The sequence below is a fragment of the Streptomyces sp. NBC_01198 genome (genome assembly GCF_036010485.1).
Taxonomy (GTDB): Bacteria; Actinomycetota; Actinomycetes; order Streptomycetales; family Streptomycetaceae; genus Actinacidiphila.
Window position 1 is genome coordinate 4,783,731 of record NZ_CP108568.1, and the last position, 19,486, is coordinate 4,803,216.

The 19,486-nt window shown below is 74.6% G+C and carries 17 protein-coding genes and 1 pseudogene; 5 read left to right on the forward strand and 13 right to left on the reverse strand.

Features of this window, described 5'->3' with window-relative positions; genetic code table 11:
- Positions 1-20: 20 nt before the first annotated feature.
- Positions 21-617, forward strand: a complete 597-nt coding sequence (locus OG702_RS21400; protein ID WP_327290522.1) for a YceI family protein — start codon at positions 21-23, stop codon at positions 615-617.
- 44 nt (positions 618-661) lie between these two features.
- On the opposite strand, the gene pcaB is transcribed toward OG702_RS21400, so the two are convergent.
- From pcaB to OG702_RS21450, 9 genes and pseudogenes are all read right to left on the reverse strand, one after another.
- Positions 662-2,047 (reverse strand): 3-carboxy-cis,cis-muconate cycloisomerase, encoded by a 1,386-nt coding sequence (pcaB, locus tag OG702_RS21405; RefSeq protein WP_327290523.1) that lies wholly within the window; start codon positions 2,045-2,047, stop codon positions 662-664.
- Positions 2,044-4,047: an FAD/NAD(P)-binding protein gene (locus OG702_RS21410; protein WP_442814492.1), complete on the reverse strand. Its 2,004-nt coding sequence runs from the start codon at positions 4,045-4,047 to the stop codon at positions 2,044-2,046. The genes pcaB and OG702_RS21410 overlap by 4 nt, the downstream gene beginning before the upstream one ends.
- An 85-nt stretch (positions 4,048-4,132) precedes the next feature.
- On the reverse strand, positions 4,133-4,690 hold the full coding sequence (locus OG702_RS21415) for a cupin domain-containing protein (RefSeq protein ID WP_327290524.1): 558 nt from the start codon (positions 4,688-4,690) through the stop codon (positions 4,133-4,135).
- Positions 4,687-5,826, reverse strand: a complete 1,140-nt coding sequence (locus OG702_RS21420) for a type III polyketide synthase (RefSeq protein ID WP_327290525.1) — start codon at positions 5,824-5,826, stop codon at positions 4,687-4,689. The genes OG702_RS21415 and OG702_RS21420 overlap by 4 nt, the downstream gene beginning before the upstream one ends.
- 125 nt (positions 5,827-5,951) lie before the next feature.
- Positions 5,952-7,535, reverse strand: coding sequence for a class I adenylate-forming enzyme family protein (locus OG702_RS21425; protein WP_327293311.1), 1,584 nt, complete (start codon positions 7,533-7,535; stop codon positions 5,952-5,954).
- A gap of 324 nt (positions 7,536-7,859) precedes the next feature.
- Positions 7,860-8,756: a vWA domain-containing protein gene (locus OG702_RS21430; protein ID WP_327293312.1), complete on the reverse strand. Its 897-nt coding sequence runs from the start codon at positions 8,754-8,756 to the stop codon at positions 7,860-7,862.
- 8 nt (positions 8,757-8,764) lie between these two features.
- A pseudogene (locus OG702_RS35540) lies at positions 8,765-9,974 on the reverse strand (hypothetical protein).
- Between the two features lie 107 nt (positions 9,975-10,081).
- Positions 10,082-10,276: a hypothetical protein gene (locus tag OG702_RS21445; RefSeq protein WP_327290526.1), complete on the reverse strand. Its 195-nt coding sequence runs from the start codon at positions 10,274-10,276 to the stop codon at positions 10,082-10,084.
- A gap of 104 nt (positions 10,277-10,380) precedes the next feature.
- Positions 10,381-10,998, reverse strand: coding sequence for a TetR/AcrR family transcriptional regulator (locus OG702_RS21450; protein WP_327290527.1), 618 nt, complete (start codon positions 10,996-10,998; stop codon positions 10,381-10,383).
- A 110-nt stretch (positions 10,999-11,108) separates the two neighbouring features.
- Here OG702_RS21450 and OG702_RS21455 point away from each other — a divergent pair, with 110 nt between their 5' ends.
- A complete protein-coding gene (locus OG702_RS21455; RefSeq protein ID WP_327290528.1) occupies positions 11,109-11,882 on the forward strand; it encodes an SDR family oxidoreductase in 774 nt (257 codons plus the stop codon).
- Between the two features lie 26 nt (positions 11,883-11,908).
- Here the strand turns inward: OG702_RS21455 and OG702_RS21460 are convergent, their stop codons facing one another.
- Positions 11,909-12,982: an LLM class flavin-dependent oxidoreductase gene (locus OG702_RS21460; protein ID WP_327290529.1), complete on the reverse strand. Its 1,074-nt coding sequence runs from the start codon at positions 12,980-12,982 to the stop codon at positions 11,909-11,911.
- A 229-nt stretch (positions 12,983-13,211) separates the two neighbouring features.
- Positions 13,212-13,406 carry a hypothetical protein gene (locus OG702_RS21465; RefSeq protein ID WP_327293494.1) on the reverse strand — a complete coding sequence of 65 codons (195 nt, stop codon included), beginning with the start codon at positions 13,404-13,406 and terminating at the stop codon, positions 13,212-13,214.
- Between OG702_RS21465 and OG702_RS21470 the strand changes: the two genes are divergently transcribed.
- The 3 genes from OG702_RS21470 to OG702_RS21480 all read left to right on the forward strand — a co-directional run bounded on the left by OG702_RS21470 (position 13,351) and on the right by OG702_RS21480 (position 15,370).
- Positions 13,351-13,932, forward strand: coding sequence for an AraC family transcriptional regulator (locus tag OG702_RS21470; RefSeq protein ID WP_442814493.1), 582 nt, complete (start codon positions 13,351-13,353; stop codon positions 13,930-13,932). The two genes, OG702_RS21465 and OG702_RS21470, sit on opposite strands and share 56 nt — an antisense overlap.
- A 318-nt stretch (positions 13,933-14,250) precedes the next feature.
- Complete coding sequence (locus OG702_RS21475) at positions 14,251-14,931, forward strand: TNT domain-containing protein (protein ID WP_327290530.1); 681 nt, start codon at positions 14,251-14,253, stop codon at positions 14,929-14,931.
- Positions 14,932-15,016: 85 nt separating this feature from the next.
- Entirely contained in the window at positions 15,017-15,370 is a 354-nt protein-coding gene (locus tag OG702_RS21480; protein ID WP_327290531.1) for a hypothetical protein, read from the forward strand.
- A gap of 55 nt (positions 15,371-15,425) precedes the next feature.
- On the opposite strand, the gene OG702_RS21485 is transcribed toward OG702_RS21480, so the two are convergent.
- Both OG702_RS21485 and OG702_RS21490 read right to left on the reverse strand, forming a co-directional pair.
- Positions 15,426-17,054, reverse strand: a complete 1,629-nt coding sequence (locus OG702_RS21485; protein WP_327290532.1) for a mucoidy inhibitor MuiA family protein — start codon at positions 17,052-17,054, stop codon at positions 15,426-15,428.
- Between the two features lie 2 nt (positions 17,055-17,056).
- Positions 17,057-19,399, reverse strand: a complete 2,343-nt coding sequence (locus tag OG702_RS21490; RefSeq protein WP_327290533.1) for a DUF4139 domain-containing protein — start codon at positions 19,397-19,399, stop codon at positions 17,057-17,059.
- Positions 19,400-19,486: the final 87 nt, after the last annotated feature.

Sequence of the window (19,486 nt, forward strand, 5' to 3'; positions counted from 1 at the left end):
CGCGAGGAGCACTCACCATCATGTCCACGCAGGTCAACATTCCCGGTTACGACGCCGGCACGTGGGTGATCGACTCCGCCCGCTCCGAAGTCGCCTTCCACGTGCGCATGCTCGGTTTCATGAAGTCCCGGGGCACCTTCGATGACTTCGAGGGCACCATCGTGATAGCCGCCAACCCGCTCGACTCGTCGGTGAACGCGGTCATCAGGTCCGCGTCGGTGAACACCAAGAACAAGAAGCGCGACCAGGACATCCAGCACGCCGGATACCTGAACGTCGAGCAGTACCCGACGATCACCTTCAACTCGACCGGGGTGCGCGCCGACGGCGACGACTTCCTGGTCGACGGCGACCTCACCGCCCTCGCCGTCACCAAGCAGGTGACGCTGAGGCTGGCGGCCAAGGGCTCGGAGACCGGCACCGACGGGCAGCCGGTGGCCCGCTTCACCGCCGACACGCAGCTCAGCAACAAGGAACTCGGCGTGACGAAGGGCTCCTCCTTCATCAACGACACCACCACGGTGGTGCTGGAGATCGTGGCGACCAAGCAGGCCGCGGCCGCGCCGGCCGCCGCCGTGCCGGACGAGGCGGCGCTGGGCGAGGCCGAGCAGGCCTGACCGCCGCGGTGAACGGGGGAGGGGACCGGCATCGGTCCCCTCCCTCACTGCTTCAGCGCCCGGTCCACCAGCGCCCCGGCCGCCCCGGTGTAGGCGGCGGGATCGAGCAGCGCGGCCAGTTCCGCCCGGCTCACCACCCCGTCGAGTTCCGGCAGTTCGGCCAGCACGTCGGCCAGCGGCCGGGACGCCCGCGCGGCCCGCAGCGAGGCGTCGGCCAGCAGTTCCTTGGCGGCGGCCTTGCCCAGCCGGGGCGCAAGCACCGCCGACACCCGCTCGGCTGCGATCGCGCCACCGGTCGCCGCGAGGTTCGCGCGCATCCGCCCGGGGTGCACGGTGAGCCCGGTGACCAGCTCGACGGCGGTGTACGCGGCCCCGCCGGTCAGCCGCAGGCACTCGCGCAGCGGCTGCCACTCGGCCTGCCACAGGCCGGCCGCGCGCTCGTCCTCGGCCGCCATGCACTGCGTCAGGACCGAGGCCAGCGCCGGGACCTGGACGGCGGCCGAGCGGATCAGCGTGGCCAGCACCGGGTTGCGCTTCTGCGGCATCGCCGAGGACACGCCCCGTCCCGCCCCGGCGGGCTCTGCCACCTCGGCGATCTCGGTCCGCGCCAGCACCAGCACGTCCGCGGCGATCTTGCCGAGCGCGCCCGCGGTGTGCGCGAGCACGGCGGCCAGGTCGGCCATCGGCGTCCGCAGGGTGTGCCAGGGCAGCACCGGCACCGCGAGGCCCGTCTCGTCGGCGAAGGCGGCCACCAGGTCCGCGACGGCGGCCGGTTCCGCGCCCTCGCCGGCGTACTGGTGGTAGCCGGCCAGCGTGCCCGCCGCGCCGCCCAGCGACACGGGCAGCCCGCCGCCGGCCACCCGGTCGAGCCGCTCGGCCGCGTCGAGCACCACCTGCCGCCAGCCCGCCGCCTTGAGTCCGAAGGTGGTGGGCACCGCGTGCAGCGCCAGCGTGCGGCCTGCCATCACGGTGTCCCGGTGCGCCGCGGCCGTGCCGGCCAGCGCGTCGGCCACCGACCGCAGGTCGGCGCCTATCAGCCGCAGCGCCCTTGCGGCCACCAGCATCGCGCCGGTGTCGAAGATGTCCTGGCTGGTCGAGCCCCGGTGCACGTACTCCGCCGCCTCCGGGGACTGTGCGGCCACCACCGCTGTCAGCGCCTTGACCAGCCCGACGACCGGATTCGCCGTTTCCCGCGCCGCCAGGGCCAGTTCGCGTACGTCCAGGTGCTCGGCGCGGGCCGCCGCGGTGATCGACGCGGCCGCGTGCGCGGGGACGGTGCCGCAGCGGACCTGGGCGCGTACCAGCGCCGCCTCCGCGTCGAGCATCGCCTGCAGCCAGGCGGTGTCGCTCACCGCCGCCTCCACCGGGGTGCCCGCCCTGACCGGGGAGAGCAGGCCCGCGTCCAGGGCGGCGGGATCGGCCGCGGTCACGCCGTCGCCCCCGCGGCCGTGCCGTGGGTGCTCAGCACGACCTGCTCGGGCAGCCGCACCGGCGGCAGCGGCAGCGCGGGCAGCCCCAGGACCGCGGCGGCGATGACGTCGGAGTCCTCCAGGGTCACCGAGCCGACGCCCGGCCTGATGCCCGCCGCCGTCACCCAGTGCACGGACTCGGTCGGCACCCCGTAGGCGAAGCGCCGCGGATGGGGCCGGTCCCTGGCGTCCAGCAGGCGGTACGGCCGCTCGGAGACCGCGAGCCCGCCGGTCTCGTAGTCCGGGCCGTCCGCACCGGGGACGCGGTAGGGGCGGCACTGCCCGGTGCGCAGCAGCTGGCCCATCAGCGGGTCTGCGGTGCGCCGCAGGTCGATGTCGGGCAGCCGGCCCTCGACCAGCGCGGTGGCGCGGACCCGCACCCCCGGGATCTCGCTCGACGTGCACACGAAGGCCGGTTCGTCCGGGTCGGTGCCGACCCGCATCCCCGGTCCGGTCACGTCCAGCACGCCCGCGTCGATGAGCGCGGCCATCTCCTCGATGCGGGAGGCGGGCGGCCCGATCGACAGGAAGGCGTTGAGCGGGGTGTACCAGCGGTCCAGCTCGTCGCGGTGCGAGGCGGCGTCCAGCCCGCCGTGGTCGACGGCGAGCCGCACCTCGTTGCGCAGGTCCCGCAGCACGTCGAGGGCCGCCTTGAACGGGCCGCTGACGTTGCCCTCGTGGGCCTTGCGCACATCCTCGTCGAGGTGGCGGCGCAGCCAGCCGCGGAAGGTGTCCAGGTCGCGCAGGGCGGCGGAGTCGTACGGGCGGGCGACCCGCTCCCAGTCCCAGCGCTCGGCCGGGCCGATGCCGGCCTCGTCCAGCAGCCGCCGCTCGGCCTCGCCCGGCGCGGTGTCGAGGTAGCTGCGGGCGAACTCGGCCGCGCGGGCCGGGGTTTCGCGGGCGGCGAGCAGCGTCTCGTAGTAGACGCTCTGCACCTCCCTGGCGATCAGCGACCACAGGCCTGTGCCGAAGCGGATCGGCTCGCGGGCGGCAGCGGGGTCGCGCAGCTCGGCGACGTAGGCGGCGGTCAGCAGCCGGGGGGAGTAACGGCCGTGCGCGCCCTTCTCGTTCTCGCCGCGCGCCTGGTACGGCACGCCCCGCCGGGAGCCGGCGTGCAGGCGCGGCTCGCGGCCGGAGGGGCGGTAGACCAGGCGGCCGTCGACGCGTTCGAAGACGCCGCCCCTGGCCTGGGTGAACAGCGCCATGTAGTCGAAGAAGTTGAGGCCGAGGCCGCGCAGCAGGACGTTCTCGCCCGGCGCGACGGACGACAGGTCCACGTCGGCGGGGTTGGCCGGGGCGATGTACGTCAGGCCGTGCAGGGTGGCGAAGTCGGCGAGTTCCTGCTCGGCGGCGGAGAGGCGGACCGGCACGTGCCCCTGCGCCAGCATCACCGCCGACAGCCCGGTCAGCACCGTGCCGTTGTCCAGCAGCACCGTCTGCGGCCCGGAGCCGCCGAGTTCGGCGTCGCCGTCCACCAGGCCGATCGCCCGCGCCGGGTGGACGCGTACCGCGACATGCTCGGGCGCGTTGGCGGCGACGTGCCGGAAGGCCCAGGTCAGGTACTGCCCGTAGAGGGCCCGGGTGGGGTAGGTGTCGGGGCCGAGAGCGCGCGCCTCGGACAGCGCCGCGCCGTCGGGGGAGGTGGCGCCCGAGGTGGCGGCGATGTGTTCGAGTGCCTTGGCCCACTGGTAGAGGCTCGGGCCCTCCTCCAGCGGTCCCTCGATCCGGACGCTGGCGTCGGTGAAGACCGTCACCTGCGAGGCGACGGTGTTCATCAGCAGGTGCCGGGACTGGGTGGGCCGCCACACCCGGCCCGCGCCCGGCGGGTCGGGGTCGACCACATGGACGGTGACGGCGCACCACCGGGGCGACCTGCGCTCCTGCGCGCACAGCCGTTCCAGCAGGGACAGCCCGCGCGGTCCGGCGCCGACGAGGCACACTTCCATGGGTCCTCCGGTCACAAGGACACTCCGTTCACCTGGAGGGGCGGGCGGGGCGCCGCAGCGCGGTGCGCGGGGCCGCCGCAACGTTCGTGGCCATCTGCCCTCACGCCCCGCCGTCTGTCGCGGCCCCGGCGCCCCGCAAGGTGGGCGGTTCGAAGCGCAGCGGGGTGATCTGGTTGACGTCGTAGCGGTCGCGCAGCCGCTGCACCGCGCCGGAGTCCACCGTCCTGCCCTCCGCGAAGATCTCGCAGATCTCCTCGAAGTAGCGCTCGTGGTCCGGCGGCGGGGAGGCCTGGAAGAGCATCCGGACGGACGTTTCTGTGGCGTTGGTGAACGCGTGCGGGGTGCCGCTGGGCACGAACATGCAACTGCCCGCGCCGGCCCGGACGATCTGGTCCCCGTCCGGGGACTTCCAGTCCCGCCAGTCCTCCGGCGTGCGCTCCACCGGCTCGAACGCGAAGACGTCCAGCTCTCCTTCGAGGACGTAGAAGAACTCGGTCGAGTGGTCGTGCACGTGTGCACCGACGTTGAACCCCGGCGGCACCACCACCTCGAAGGTCGACGCGAAGCCGCCGTCCGCGCCGGTGACCTTGAACGTGACGTCCTGGGCCTTGGTCAGCAGCTTCTTGCCCTGGCCCGGCGGGACGATGAGGCCCTTCATACGATTGCCCTCTCTGTCGCGGCCGTCGCCGTCGCGGTGGTCGCCGTCGCGGCTGCCCGGGTGGCAGCCAGCAGGTCGCGCTCGAAGTCGTCGGTGGTCCAGCTGCCGACCGCCATCTCGGCGGTGATACCGGGACCGAATCCCGCGACCAGTCCGGTGGCGCCGGACAGCATCGTGTCCTCGTCGAAGAGCCTGCGCAGCGCGTCGAAGACCACGGCGCTGGCGATGTTCCCGTACTCGGTCAGGGTCGCCCAGCTGTGCCGGAACATCGCGAGGTCGACGCCGAGGTATTTGCTCAGGTCGGACAGGATCCGCGGGCCGCCCGCGTGGATGATGTAGTAGTCCAGGTTCCCGACGTCCCAGCCGTGGGCGGTGACCAGTTCGCGCAGGACCGGCGCCAGCGGTTCCATCGTTCCCGGCACCCGGCGGTCCAGCTGGAAGTGGAAGCCGGTGGAGCGGACGGCGTAGGAGATCCAGTCCTCGGTGTGCGGGATGAGGTAGGAGCCGTTGCGCTCCAGCGATATCCCGGTGCCGCCGCTGCCGCGCACCACCGCGGCGGCGACCGCGTCGCCGAACAGGCCGTCGGACAGCAGCGAACCGACGCCGTCGTCGGTGGGCTGGTAGCACAGCGAGCACAGCTCGCAGGAGACGATCAGGACGTTCGCCTCGGGGTAGGCCAGGCAGAAGTCGTGGGCGCGGTTGATGGCCGCCGCGCCCGCCGCGCAGCCCAGCTGGGCTATCGGGATCTGCCGGGTGCCGGAGCGGAAGCCCATCGCGTTGATCAGCCACGCGGTGAGCGACGGCATCAGGAAGCCGGTGCACGACACATAGATGATCGCGTCGATGTCCCCGACCCCGACGCCGGCGTTCCGCAGCGCGCTCTCGATCACCGCCGGGCAGCGCTTCTTGGACTCGATCTCGTAGACCCGGTTGCGCGCTTCGAGCCCCGGGTGCCTGAGCGTCTCCTCGATGGGCTGCACGATGTGCCGTTTGAGCACCCCGGTGTTCCGGATCAGCCGCAAGGCCAGGGGGAGTTGCGGCTTGCCGGCGTGCACGCGGGCCGCGAAGTCGAGCGTCTCCTCCATGGTGATGACCTGTTCCGGCACGCTCACCGACGGCTTGCATAGCGTTGACATGGCTGCCATCCACCTTCTGTGCGTGAGGGATCGTCCTCAGGCCGGACGAGACGTGCGGGTGACGAACGCGCGGGAGCCGGCGCCGGTGCGGGCGCCGGACCCCGGGTGGTACGGCAGTCCGCGGTTCAAGCCCGCTTCTCCAGCTGGTTCTGGAGCAGTTGCGACAGCTCGATCCGGCGGACCTTCATGGTCGCGGTCCTGGGCAGTTCGTCCTGCGGGATCTGCACGGGGTCGGCCAGCTGCGGGAAGTCGGTGGCGGCCGCGCGCCAGCGCTCCAGGTCCAGCGGCAGGTCGCCGTCGGTGCAGATCACCGGGATCGGCTCGGCGTTCGGGCCGATCACCACGACCAGCTCGGTCAGCTCGTCAAGCCGGCTGAGCATCAGGTCCTCGATCTCCAGCGTGCTGCTGGTGTCGGGGACCATGTCGACCTCGCGGTCGAGCATGTGCAGGCAGCCGCGCTTGGTGCGGTAGCCGACATCGCCGGTACGCCACCAGCCGTCGTGCTTGTTGGCGTCGTAGCGCTCCTGCTCGCCGAAGTAGCTGTGCGCGATGCCGTCCCAACGGGCCTCGATGGCACCGGGGTTGGCCTTGGAGGGGCGCCTGCCGTTCCGGCTGACCACCCGGATCTTCGCGCAGCCGGGCATCGGGTAGCCGACACAGCGGCCGTCCGTACGGTGCACGGACTTGCTGAAGTACGGCCGGCCGACCGCCGGGCCGACCTCGCTCTGCCCGTAGATCTGGAAGAACAGCGGCACCCGCCGCTTGGAGGACGCGATCAGCCGGGTGATGGTCCTGGGGTGGATCGCGTCGAAGGTGCTGCTGAAGTACTTGACCGAGGCGAACGGCTTGCGCGGGTCCTCGGCCAGCGGCTCCCAGTCCATGAAGGCGTTGGGCAGCGCCTCGATGAAGGTCGGCTTGTGCGCGGCGAGCAGCACGGCGACGTCGTCGGACTTCGGGTTGTTCATCAGCAGCACCGGCATCGCCTTGAGCAGCACCAGCGACATCGCCGCGTACATCCGGGAGTGCACGAAGGGGAGGTTGATCGCGACGGTGTCGCGCCGCCACATCAGCGACAGCAGCCACCACTGCGGGCGCAGCCGTACGCCCATGGTCCGCGGGGTGTGCACGACCAGCTTGGGCACCCCGGTGGTGCCGGAGGTGTGGGTGATCATCGCCGGGTCGTCCAGGCCGCGGAAGACCGGCTCGACCCGCGGGGACCCGGCCAGGTCGGTGAGCGCGACCGCGCCCGCCCACTCGCCGCTCGCGATGATCACGGTCCTGGCCAGGTCCTTGACCGGCACGTCCGCCAGCACGTCGAGCTTGCGCAGGTCGGTGAGCAGGTGCGGCTGGTCGAGCCGTCCGAGCAGGATGCCGACGGTCGCGCCGTCCAGGGCAGGCGAGAGCATCACCGGGACCGCTCCGACCCGGGCGGCGGCCGACGCCAGCATCCACACGTCGAAGTTGGGGGACTTGTAGATGGCGACGGTCTCGCCCGACCGGACCCCGGCCGCCGACAGCCGGCCCGCCAGGTCGTCCACGTACTCGGCCAGCCGGCCCACCGTCAGCCGCCGGTCGGCCTGCGGGAGCACATCGAGGTCGTGGTCGAGGGTGAGCCGCGTCGAACTGTTCTTGGCCGCGGCCATTTCCGGCATGCTGCCGAGCTGAAGACCGTGCTTGGCTATCGCACGGTCGACCATGAAGCCCATCATCGGGACCAGCTCCCTTTCCAGGAATGAGATGGAGTTCGGGCCGTCGCCGGCTCGGCGGCGCACACGGGCGCGCTCGACGAGCACCGAGATCTGACATCGGCCGGCCGGCGGCTGTGGACCACCGCTTGACGGACGCTTTGCGGCGGCATCCCCTTCCGGCTGCCGTGCGGCGTCCAGCATCTGCCACCCGACTTGCCAGCGGGTTGGCGTCGGCTTGGGGCACAGCGCCGGTGCGCACCCCGACGCCGCCCCGAATCCGCAGGCCGGCCCGCCCCCTTGCCTGCCCCCGGGCTGCCCCGGCCGCCGGTCCGCGAACGCGGCGGCTCAGCCGGCGGCGAGGCCGATGAAGACCACGCGGGCCCAGTCCGGTGGCGGCGCGGGGCGGTAGCCGGAGCCGTCGTCGTACGCGCGGGACGGGCCGGGGCGGAAGAGGCCGACGGCCGTACGGCATCCGGGGCGGGCGGCGGGCCAGGGGGTGTGGCCGTCGGTCAGGGCCACGATGACGTCGGGCCGGGTGCGCAGGGCCCTGGCGAAGCCCGCGCGCAGATCCGTACCGCCGCCGCCGACCAGCGGGATCCCCTCGGCGCCGCACAGCCGGTGCACCTCGCCCGCCGCCGCGTCGCACGCCAGCACGCTGACCAGGTCCCGGCGGCCGCCCACCGCGCGGGAGATCGCGGCGACTTCGAGCAGCGCGCTGCCCAACTCGCTGTCGCTGACCGAGCCGGAGGTGTCGATGACCACGCACACCCGGGGCGGCCTGCGCCGCAGGCTCGGCAGCACCGCGCCGGGCACACCGGCGGACCGGCGGGACGGCCTGCCGTAGGTGTAGTCCTCGCCCGCGCCGCCGGAAGACGCGGCAGAGCGGATCGCCGCGCCCAGCAGGTCCCGCCAGGGCTGTGGCCGCTCGCCCGGGCCGGTCAGCCCCTGCTCGCGTGCCAGCCGCTCGCCGCGGCCGAGGTGGTCGCGCAACAGGTGCGACACCTCGTGCACCCAGACGCCGGCCAGCTCCTCGACCGGCGTCCGGTCGACGAACGCCGGTGCGGCATAGCACCGCCAGTGGCGGTCGACGGCCATCGTCAGCACCGCCCGCGACTCCACCGCGTGCAGCGCGAACAGCGCCGACGCCAGGTAGGGCCGGGCCCGGGCGGCGTGCAGCCGGGCGGTGAAGAGCTTGTCGAAGTCCAGCCCGCGCGCTGCGGGTCGAGTGCCGCCGGACGTCACGCGCCCGTTCACCTGCGGTCCTTCGCGATGCCGGCCACCCGCGCTGCCGCGTGATCGGCGCGGCGGGACATCGCCACCACCCCGGAGAGGCGCTCGATGGACGCCGGTACGACCCAGTCCTCGCGTCGCAGGGTGGCCAGCGTGGTCGCCGGGACCACCACCAGGTCGGGGGGCGCCGGTCTCCAACGCCCGTACCAGCAGGGCCCAGGCCGCGTCCCAGCGGGACCGCTCGGGGCGCGCGCGTACCGCGGCCACCACGCCGTCGAGTACGGCCTGCCGCAGGTCGCCGCGCGCGGGCAGCACCGCGCCCGCCGGGTCGGCGAGCAGCACTTCGGGGTCCGGCAGGTCCATCCGGTCGAGTCCGGCGAGCAGTTCGAGCCCGGGGCCGTCCCCGACCGTCCCGCGCACCAGCAGCGACAGCACCTCCCGCGAGGAGCCGGCCGCGGTGGCGAAGGCGACAAGGCGCAGCGTCATCTCCCAGCTCCTGGGCGACGGCCAAGGCCCGCCCCTGCGTGCCTCGTTGGCGGGCAGCCGGTGAACCAGGGCGGGGCGGGCGGTCAGGAACTCGCACACCGCGCGGCGGGCGAAGGCCACGGCGTCGGCGAGGCCGCCGGACCCGAGCCGCGGCAGGGTCGCCGGCACAGCGGGATCCCGGCTGCCGGCGGGCGGCAGGCAGGACCCCGACCGTACCGGCAGCTCAGCTGCCCGGCCGGCGTCCCACAGATGCCGGTGCAGGTCGAGCCGGAAGCGCCGGTCGGGGCGGGGATGCGGATGGCGGCGGGCGGCGGGGTCGGCCGCCGTGCCGTCCCACAGGGCCAGGCTGATCCGCTGCCCGGCGTCCGCCCAGGCGGGCGGCGTCCTGGCGACCAGGTGCAGCGGGCCTTCCGCGGTGTCGTAGCGGGCGAGTGCCACGGTCAGGCCCGGGCGCAGCAGGCCGTCGGGGGCGACCCTCGGCATGTGCCAGCGCAGCAGGTCGGGAGCGAGCCGCCGCAGGTCGGCCCGTAGGCGCGCGGCCGACTCGCGGCCGTGGGTGCGCGCGACCGAGCGTGGAGTGGAGTCGAGGTCGAGACCGGCGGCGGCACACGCGCCCGCCCAGTCCCCGGCGTGCCGGCGGGCGGTCGCGGTCTCGATCATGGGGGCCGGCACGGCGTACGTCCGCACGTGCAGCCACAGGGAAAGCCGGGAGTCCTCTTTCGCGAACTGAGTGAGCGTCAGCACTCACCTTGCGCGGACGGGGCCTCCGATCTGATCAGCATTCGAGTCGTCATCACGATGAGCGTAGCGCTCCGCGCGGCGGCCGTCAGGCGATTTCGGCGGGGGCGGCCTCACAGGCCCAGGTCGAGGGCCAGGCAGGAGTAGGAGATCCAGGAGCTCTCTGAGGTGTAGCCGTCGCCGGCCGGGTTCTTCGTGGCGGGGCGCTGCTCCTCGACCATGTCCTCGAACCGGATGCGCTCGGGCAGGCTGCCGAACCGTGCGTGCCGTGCCGCAGCGGCGCTGTCCTTGGTGCTGACGCGATCCATCGTCGCCCTCCGCTCTGTGCGTGCCGCGCTTCCGCGCGTCTGCACACACATTCGCACCCCTTCCGTCACCAGTCAAGCCGGTGACGGATGGCTCCCGTCACCCGTCACCCGTCGTACGGCCGGTCGGCGAGGATGCCGGGCAGCAGGTTGTGGACCAGGGCGTCCGCGAAGTCGGGGGTGAGCGGCAGGGCGGGGAGCAGCAGCCGGTGGTAGCAGGCGCCCCACAGCTGGTCGACCACGCTCTCCAGGTCCACGTCGGGGCGGATCCGGCCGGCGTCGCGGGCGCCGCGGAGCCGCGTGACGGCCAGGGCGCGGCGGGGGAGGGTGTAGCGCTCGGTCAGGGCGGCGGCGAGGTCGGGGTCGGACTGGGCGGCGCCGACGAACTCGGCGATCACCGGGCCGTGGCCGCGGGAGGTGAGGAAGCCGATGAAGGCGCGCAGTTGCCGGACGAGGTCGGCTTCGAGATCGCCGGTGTCGTCGAAGGCGAAGGTCTGCTTCGTGGCGGCGAAGTAGGCGTCGAAGGCCAGCGCCCCCGGGGAGGGCCACCACTTGTACAGGGTCATCTTGCTGGCCCCGGCGCGGGCGGCGACCTTCTCGAAGGTGATGCAGCGCAGGCCGTCCTCAAGCAGCATCGCGCCGGCCGCCGCGAGCACGGCCGAGCGGACCTCGGCGGCCGGGCGGCGGCCCCGCCCGGGGCGCGAGGTGGCGGGCTCGGTGGTCATCGCGTCCTCCGGGGTGGTCGGCGGGTGGTCCCTTGCATTATATGGACGATCCGTCTACATTCTCTATGTGGACGTGCCGTCCACATAGATGATCGCGAGGAGGCACCGCCATGACAACCACCCCGACGGCCGCGGCGAGCGGCCAGGCCGCCGCCGCCACCCGGGTCGCCCTGGTCACCGGCGCATCGGGCGGCATAGGCCGCGCGGTGGCCGAGCGGCTTGCGGCCGACGGCGACGCCGTCGTCGTGCTCTACAGCGGCGGCCGGCAGCGCGCCGACGAGACCGTCGCCGCCATCACCGGGCGCGGCGGCCGGGCGATCGCGCTGGGCGCCGACATCGCCGACGAGACCGAGATGGCCGCCGTCTTCGACCGCACCGAGCAGGAGTTCGGCGGCGTCGACGTCGTGGTGAACACGGCGGGACTGATGTTCCTCGCCCCGGTCGCCGAGCTGGACCTCGCGGACCTGGACCGTATGCACCGGGTCAACATCCGCGGCAGCTTCGTCGTCTCGCAGCTGGCGGCGCGGCGGCTGCGGGCCGGGGGCGCGCTGATCAACTTCTCCACCTCGGTCACCCGGCTCCAGCAGCCCGGTTACGCCGGCTATGCCGCCTCCAAGGGCGCGGTCGAGGCGATGACGCTGATCCTGGCGCGCGAGCTGCGCGGCCGCGACATCACCGTCAACGCCGTCGCGCCCGGCCCGACCGACACCCCGCTCTTCACGCAGGGCAAGCCGCAGGAGGTCATCGACCACATCGCCGGCCTCAACCCGATGCAGCGCCTCGGCACCCCGGCGGACATCGCCGAGACCGTCGCCTTCCTGGCCGGCCCGGGCGGCCGCTGGACCAACGGCCAGACGCTGTACGCCAACGGGGGCGCGGCCTGAGCGGGCCGCCACCCCCGTAGAGCAGGTCAGACCGGGTTCGGCTCCTTGAGCCGGCTCAGCAACTGGTCGCCGATCCTGGCGACTTCGGGCTTGTACGGGGTGTCGGACAGCACGAAGTGCGTGATGCCGAGCTTGCCGTACGCCCGCAGCGCCTCGGCCACGTCGTCGGGTGAGCCGACCAGCCACGTGGTGCCCGCGCCACCGCCGCCGAACTTGCCCGGCGTGGTGTAGAGGCAGCTGTCGAGCACTTCGCCGCGCTCGGCCAGGTCGTGCAGCCGCTGCTGGCCGACCGCCCGGCGTCGCTGGGCGGTGATGGTCGAGTCGGCGCGGTCCGCCATCGAGGCGACCTTCGCCTCGGCGTCGTGCCAGGCCTGCTCGGTGGTGTCGCGGACCAGCGTGGTGATCCGCAGGCCGAACTCCAGTGGCGCGTGGGCGCGTTCCAGCGACGAGCTGAGCCCCCTGAGCCGGTCGATCCGCTCGGCCACCCCGTCGAGCGGTTCGCCCCAGAAGAGCTGCACGTCGGCCTCGGCGGCCGCGACCCGCTCGGCCGCCGCCGAGGCACCGCCGAAGTAGAGCCGCGGGGTGCGGCCGTCCTCGGCGCCGTACGGCGGCGGGCTCACCGTCGAGCCCTCGACGCCGAAGAACTCGCCGCGGAAGGTGACGTCCTCCTCGGTCCACAGCCGCCGGACCAGCTGCAGGAACTCCCTGGTGCGGTCGTAGCGGCGGGCCGGGTCGACCTCGCCGTCGCCGTACGCCGCCGCGTTGTCCAGGCCGCTGACGATGTTGACCAGCAGCCGCCCCTGGCTGAGCTGGTCGAGGGTGGCCGCGGCGCTGGCGAAGTGCGCGGGCTGCCAGTAGCCGGGCCGGATCGCCACCAGCGGCTTGAAGCTGGTGGTGCGGGCGGCCAGCGCGGTGGCCACCGTGAAGGTGTCTGGCCGCCCCCAGCCGGTGCCGAGCAGCGCCCCGCCCCAGCCGTGGGCCTCGGCGGCGAGCGCGAGCTCGGTGGAGAAGTCGAGCGTGCCCCACCCCGCCTTGGTGTCGTCGCCGCGGTGGCCCGGCTCGACGGTGTTGGGGATGTACCAGAGAAACTCTCGGCTCATGCCAGGACTCCGATGCGCTGCTGTGCGGGGAAACGGGCGGATGCGCGGAACGCGACGAGCGGCCGCCGGCGGAGTCAGCGTGCCGGCGGCGCTACGGACACAGCGCGCTCGCCGACCGCAGAAGGTCGACGTGGAGGCGGCAGACCAGCCTCATTCCCTGATGCACACGGCTGACGGTAATCGACGCCGCAGAGCCTGGCAATGCACTCCGGGTGCGGCCCGGCTGCGCTCAGTAACGGACGTCGCTCTGCAGCAGCGGGGGATAGACGGCCGACGTCTCGCCGTCGACCGTCGCCCCCGCGAACTGCAGCATCGCGCGCAGCGCGCCGTGCATCGGGGCCGGGTAGTCCAGGTCGGGGGCCGAGACCTTGTCCGCCGGTGCGCCGCGGCCGCGCCCCGCGGCGGATCCGCCCGCGATCAGCACCGGCCCGGCGGGAGCCGACCTGCTCGACGCCGTGGTGCGCCTGCTGCGGCTGCTCGACCACCCCGAGGACCTGCCCGTACTGGCCCCGCTGATCGAGCAGGAGATCATGGGGCGGCTGCTCACCGGCCCGCACGCCGCGGCGGTGCGGCAGATCGGCCGCACCGACAGCGGCCTGGCCCTGGTCGGCCGGGCCATCCGCTGGATCCGCGACAACTACGCCGAGCCGCTGCGGATCGCCGACCTCGCCGCGCTGGCCGCCATGAGCCCGTCGGCCTTCCACCGGCACTTCCGCGCCATCACGGCGATGAGCCCGCTGCAGTTCCAGAAGCGCATCCGGTTGCAGGAGGCCCGCTCGCTGCTGGCGGTGCGGCCGGGGGACGTGGCGGGTGTGGGGCATCTGGTGGGCTACGACAGCCCGTCGCAGTTCAACCGCGAGTACCGCAGGCTGTTCGGCGCCCCGCCCGGACTCGACGCCGCCCGGCTGCGCGCGGCGGCCGGAGCGCAGGGCGGCCGCCGGCTGCCGTAGCCGATCGTCGCACCCCACCCGCGCGCACACCTTCCCCTGCGCCTTCACCCGAAGCCCGCGCCCGCTCCCGCGCCTCGCCCCGAAACCCGCGCCTCCACCTGGCGAGCCCGCCGGCCTGCGCTCATACGGGTGAAACCCGGCGGCCGTCCGGGTGGCCGACGCCCCGGCGTTCTCCCGGCCCGGGTGGCCGGCGTCCTTGACTGGGCGTCACAAGAAGCGGGGGCGGCCGGGCGGATCCGGCCGTCCCCGTCCGGCCGCCAAGCCCGCGCACGCAAACCCGGTCCGCCGGCTGCTGCCCGGGCGGACAGGGGACATTGCGTGCGGGCACTGCGTTATCTCATCTGGAGCGCGATCACTTCGCTGCTCCTGGTCGGCCTCGCGCCGGCCACCGCCGTCGCGGCGGACACCCACTCCCGGCCGGGGGCGAACTGCCCGGTCGACGGGCGGAACCGGGGGACGAACACCGCCCCCAAGCCGCCGCTCGAGCCGTACTTCCGCACCGACTGGCGGCTCGGCCCGCAGGACCTGCCGAAGACCGGCCCGATCGGCGCGATGCTGCGCGGATACCAGCGGACCGGCGGCACCTCGCCGTACTGGTTCCTCGGCTGCTACTGGCAGACCGACCCGGTGACCGAGAAGTCGGGCTGGTGGTACCCGGACAACGACGGCTTCGCGCTGGACAGGAACGGCGACCCCCGGGAGAAGCCGCTGACGCTGCGCGTCGGCCAGCTGGTCGACCTGTTCGGCAGCGGGCGCGGCAACTTCCTCGCGCCGGCCGGCACACCGTACGCCAAGCGCGCCATCCCGCCGAGCAACCTGGACGAGTACACCACCGACTACCCGTCCAGCTACCACCTCTACCGGGTGACCGCGGCCATCACGGTCGAGGCCGGTCCGATCCGGCCGTGGTTCGGGCAGCCGGGTATGGGGCTGCAGTACAAGACCAGCGTGCCCATTCCGGACCTGGTCGCCGCGCAGAGCCTGGCGGCACTGAACTGACCGCTGGCACAGGCACCGCGCAGGGGCGGACCCCGGGACGACCCGGGGCCCGCCCCTGTAGCGTGCCGCGGGTGGTGAGGACCCGGTGAACCGAGCGCAGGTCGCCGCCAGGCTCGCCCGTGAGGGCGCCCCCGACGCGCTCTACGACATCCCCGGCGTGCACCCGGTGCCGATCCAGCTCGACGCCTTCTACGTGCTGCTGCCCGACCCCGGCGGCGGCTGGCTGGTCGTGCTGCGCCAGCGGGGCCAGGACGCCGTGCTCGGCCGCTACGCCACCGAGGCGGCGGCCTGCGCCCGGCTCTACGACCTGGTCACCGAGCTGCCCGCGCCCCCGCCGGGCGGCGCGGAGCGGGTCGCCCGGCTGCTGGCCGACAGCGCGAAGATCCAGCGCCAGGCGTGGCAGGACTACGACGACGCCCCGCCGCCGGACGGCGACTGACCGGCGCCAGGCCGTGCCAGTCGCCGCGGGCCGGGCGGGATGTGCCAGAGCCGGCCTACAGGCCCGTCACGGAGCTGGCGGCGGTGATGTCGTAGGCCAGCTCGATCTCGCGGTGGTCGCCGGGGCCGAGCCGCAGGGCGTAGCGGGCGATGCCCTCGTCGTCCAGGACGTCGGGCACCGGCCGGCAGTCCGCGGTGCGCAACTCGACCTCGACGGCGGAGACTTCGGAGACCGGGACCCGCTCGCGCACGGTGATCTCGCGCTCCGGCGCACCGGGCTGTGCGTCCAGCCGGGAGACGAACAGCCTTATCCGGCGGGTCAGTACGGTCCGCTGGTTGATCGCCGCCAGGCCCGTGGTGTCGCGGCTCTCCTCGGTGTGGCGGACCACCCGGAAGGTGTCCTCGCTGCCGAAGGCGATCTCGAACTCCTCGCCCGCGCCCGCGAAGTCGAGCCGCCCGCGGCCGACGAAGCCGCTGCCGCGCACCAGGTCGACCGGGCCGGCCAGCAGCACGTGGCCGGAGGTGTTGGTGAGCCGGGCGGTGGCCACCACCAGCGGCGACAGCTCCGGGGCGCAGCTGCTCTCGACGGTGCAGGGAGCCGTGAAGGACGTCACGTGCACCCGGTGCGGGCGGTGGTCGGAGGGCACGGTGACCGGGTGCGGCGCGGACAGCACCCGCACGTCGCCGCCGTCCTGCAGGCCGGGCAGGCCGGCCGGCGCGTCAGCGGACGGGCCGCCGACCGTACGGATCTCCTCCTCGCGCAGGTTCACCTCGACCGTGCGCCGCTCCTCCACCGAGCGCTCCCGCAGCGTCAGGACGTCGTCGGCCAGCACAGGCGGGCTCGCCGCCAGCGTCGGGCGGGCGGTGGACAGCGTCAGCCGGACGCCGGTCCAGTCCTCGCCGGTCTCCTGCCACACGAAGGCGTCGGTCTCCACCCGCACCGACCGGCCGTCGGCGGCCAGCGTCGCCCGGTAGGCGGGCCGCCACAGCGCGCACGGCACCAGGCTCGTCACCCGCAGCTCCGCCGTGCCGTCCCGCTCGGCCTCGACCACCAGGTCCAGATAAGCGGTCAGTTGCTGCGGCTCGGCCTCCATGACCGCCAACGCCTCGCGGGCTTCGCGCAGTTCCTCGGCGAGGTCGTGCAGCCGGCGGCGCAGCTTGTGGAGTTCGCCGATCCGCGGCTCCGCCTCCTGCTCGACCCGGTCGAGCCGGTCGGCCCACCGCTCGGGGTCGGCGTCGCCGCCGCCCGCGCCCTGCACGATGTCGCGGTGCAGGTCGGTCCTGGCCTGCCCGATCACCTCAAGTGCGCTCTCCTGCCGCTGCCGCAGCAGCCGGGCGCCGGCCAGCTCCTGCTCCAGCTCGTGCACCTCGCGGCGCAACCCGGAGGCGTCCTGGTCCGGTTCGCCGGGCGGGGCGGGGGTGTACGCGCGGACGACGCGCGCGTCGACCACCCGGGCCGCGTCGCCCGCGGTGACGTCCGCGCGCAGCGAGCGGTCCGCGGTCAGCGGGGTGACCGGGCCGATACGCAGCCGGGCCACGCCGGCGGTGAGCCGGACGGTGCCCGAGCGCTCGACCTGGGCGCGGTCCTCCATGCAGGTGACGGCGGTGACGGGCAGCGCGGTCAGCTCGGGCGGGCCGCCGGGCGCTCCGGCGCCGGCCGGCGGGGCGTGCAGGGTGTCGTCCACGGTCAGTTCCTCCTGTTGCCGCCGACGACGGCCTTGCCCGCGGGCACCCGTATCTCGTAACCGCCGGCCAGGGTCGCGGTGCCGCCCGGCTCCAGCGGCACGCGCCAACTGCGCACGCCGCGCACGTAGTCGTCCTCCTGGCCGTCGACGGGCCGGTCCGGCGCGGACCACGGCGGACGCGCCCTGTGCTCCTCGATCCGCACGTCCTTGTCGGTCGAGACCGGTACGCGCTCGCGCACCTGGACGACGACCGGGTACGGCAGCCGGTTGGCGACGTCGATCTCCACGGTGTGGTCGAGCACGGTCGTCCCGCCGCGCATGCCGGCCGTCGACTCGCGCATGTGCGCCCGGCGGGCGACCTTCACGCTCTCCGCCACGCCTGTGCCGACGGCCTCGCGCTGCCCGGCGGCGAGCGTCGGCAGCGGGGCGGTGAGCACGAAGTCGCCGTCGACCATGACGTCCACCGGTCCGGCGAGCAGCGCGTGCGGCGAGGTGCTGGTGACCAGGACGGTGCCGAAGACCGCCGGGTCGACGGCGGGCACGCACACGTACTCGAACTCGGTGCTCACCGGCACCTCGGTCACCGGCACGGTGTGCCAGCGCCCGTCGGCGGCGACGTCCACCGGGGCGGCGGTGTCGAAGCGGTAGTCGAAGGACCCGGCGGAGGCCCGGACGTCCACGGCGTGCGGCGGCCGGGGGAGGGCGGCCACCGACTCGGCCCGCCTGCGGTACTCGACGGCGATCGGGTGCGCCGCAGGGGACGCGGGCCGCAGGGTGCCGCGGCCCTCGGGCGCGTCGGGCCCGGCGAGGGCCAGCCGGGCGTAGTCCAGCAGGTCGGCGCCGGGTGCCGGGGGAGCGGCGTCCGGCACGTCGCCCTGCGCGCCGCCGAACTTGGCTGACACGTCCTGGGCGGGACCGGCGGGGGCGGGCGCCGAGAGCGAGGCGTACGGCACCGCCCGGCGGCGGGAGGGCGCGGCGGGCGCGCTACGGGCGACCGGGGCCGCACCGGGCTCGGGGACACCGCCCACGGCGGCGTGCATGTCGGCCGCGGAGCCGTAGCCGCCGCCGACCATCGGCGCGGGCAGCGGCGGGAGCGGGGCCGGGGCCTTGGGGGCGACGGCGGCGTCGTAACCGGTGAAGAGATCGGCGAGCCCGGCCGGCGGCTCCCGCCAGCTGAGGTCGGCGGGCGCCTCCTGGCGCCGCCCGATCCGCAGCGAGCGCAGCTCGGGCAGGTCGGCCCGCCGCAACAGGTCGGCGGTGGACAGCCCGAGCCGCACCCCGGACCAGTCCTCGCCGGTCCGCTGCGCCACGCAGGCCCGCAGCACCAGCGTGCCGGCCCCGCTGCGGCCGTCGAGCCGCAGCTGGTAGACCGGCACCCAGCCGGCGCCGGGCACGTGGTACTCCAACTCCAGCTCGACGGGGGCGGGTTGGCCGGCGGCGTCCGGGTCCGTGGCGGCGGAGGGCGCGTCCGGGTCCGTGCGGGCGGAGGCGGCGCCCGCGTCCGAGCGGGCGGAGAGTGCGTCCGGGTCCGAGCCGGCGGAGAGTGCGTCCGGGTCCGAGCCGGCAGCGCGCGCGTCCACGTCCGTGGCGGCCGAGGCCGCACCCGCGGCCGTGCCGGCACCGCCCGCGTCCGCGTCCGCGTCGCCGCCGTCCCGCGTGCGGGGGGAGTTGCCGTCCTCCGCCCCGGGCGGATCCGCGTCGCCGGCCCCGGCGAGGGTCACCAGCGCGGTGGCCGACGGGGTCGCGCGGCCGGTGTCGACCGCGCTGGACGCCTCGGCGAGACGGTGCCGCAGCACGTCGGACTCGTGATCGGCCAGCGCGAGTTCGTCCTCGACGGTGCGCAGGCGGCGGTGCAGCACGGCGAGCCGGGAGTCGACGAAGCCCGCGAGCGCGAGGATCGACTCGACCGGTGCCCAGCGGGGCGGGTCGCCGCGGCGCGGTGCCGGGGGCTCGGCGCGCAGGCCCGCGACCTCCGCGACCTCGGCGGTCAGCCGCTCCCTGCGGTCGCGCAGCCGCGACTGCCGGTCCTCGGCGTCCTCCAGGTCCAGCCGCAGCCGGGGCAGTTCGTCGCCGCGGCGCAGCGTCGCGCCCAGCTCGACCCGGATGTCGGTGACCCGCAGTCCGGCCGGCCCGGCGGTGACACGCCCGCGCAGCGAGTTCTCGTCGAGGGTCGGCGGCAGCCCGGTGACGCGGACGGTCGCCGTGCCGTCGCCGGGCGGCGGCTCCGGCAGGTCGAGGCGGGCCAGCCGGGTGCAGACCGCACCCGAGGAGTGCACCACGACGGACGTCACCGCGGATGCGGCCACCGGCCCGTCGCCGGCCGGTATGCGCGGGCTCGCCTGCACCGTCTCTCCCCCTCCGGCCCCCCGGCCGTGATCTCGTCCCGACCCCGGGGTCTGTCGTCCCGATCCCGACAGACCCTAGCCGACCAC

Bases quoted from the DNA above. Each gene is read 5' to 3' on its own strand.
- OG702_RS21400 (WP_327290522.1), top strand. From the start codon at position 21: ATGTCCACGCAGGTCAACATTCCCGGTTACGACGCCGGCACGTGGGTG.
- OG702_RS21415 (WP_327290524.1), bottom strand. From the start codon at position 4,690: ATGAAGGGCCTCATCGTCCCGCCGGGCCAGGGCAAGAAGCTGCTGACC.
- OG702_RS21420 (WP_327290525.1), bottom strand. From the start codon at position 5,826: ATGTCAACGCTATGCAAGCCGTCGGTGAGCGTGCCGGAACAGGTCATC.
- OG702_RS21425 (WP_327293311.1), bottom strand. From the start codon at position 7,535: ATGATGGGCTTCATGGTCGACCGTGCGATAGCCAAGCACGGTCTTCAG.
- OG702_RS21445 (WP_327290526.1), bottom strand. From the start codon at position 10,276: ATGGATCGCGTCAGCACCAAGGACAGCGCCGCTGCGGCACGGCACGCA.
- OG702_RS21450 (WP_327290527.1), bottom strand. From the start codon at position 10,998: ATGACCACCGAGCCCGCCACCTCGCGCCCCGGGCGGGGCCGCCGCCCG.
- OG702_RS21455 (WP_327290528.1), top strand. From the start codon at position 11,109: ATGACAACCACCCCGACGGCCGCGGCGAGCGGCCAGGCCGCCGCCGCC.
- OG702_RS21460 (WP_327290529.1), bottom strand. From the start codon at position 12,982: ATGAGCCGAGAGTTTCTCTGGTACATCCCCAACACCGTCGAGCCGGGC.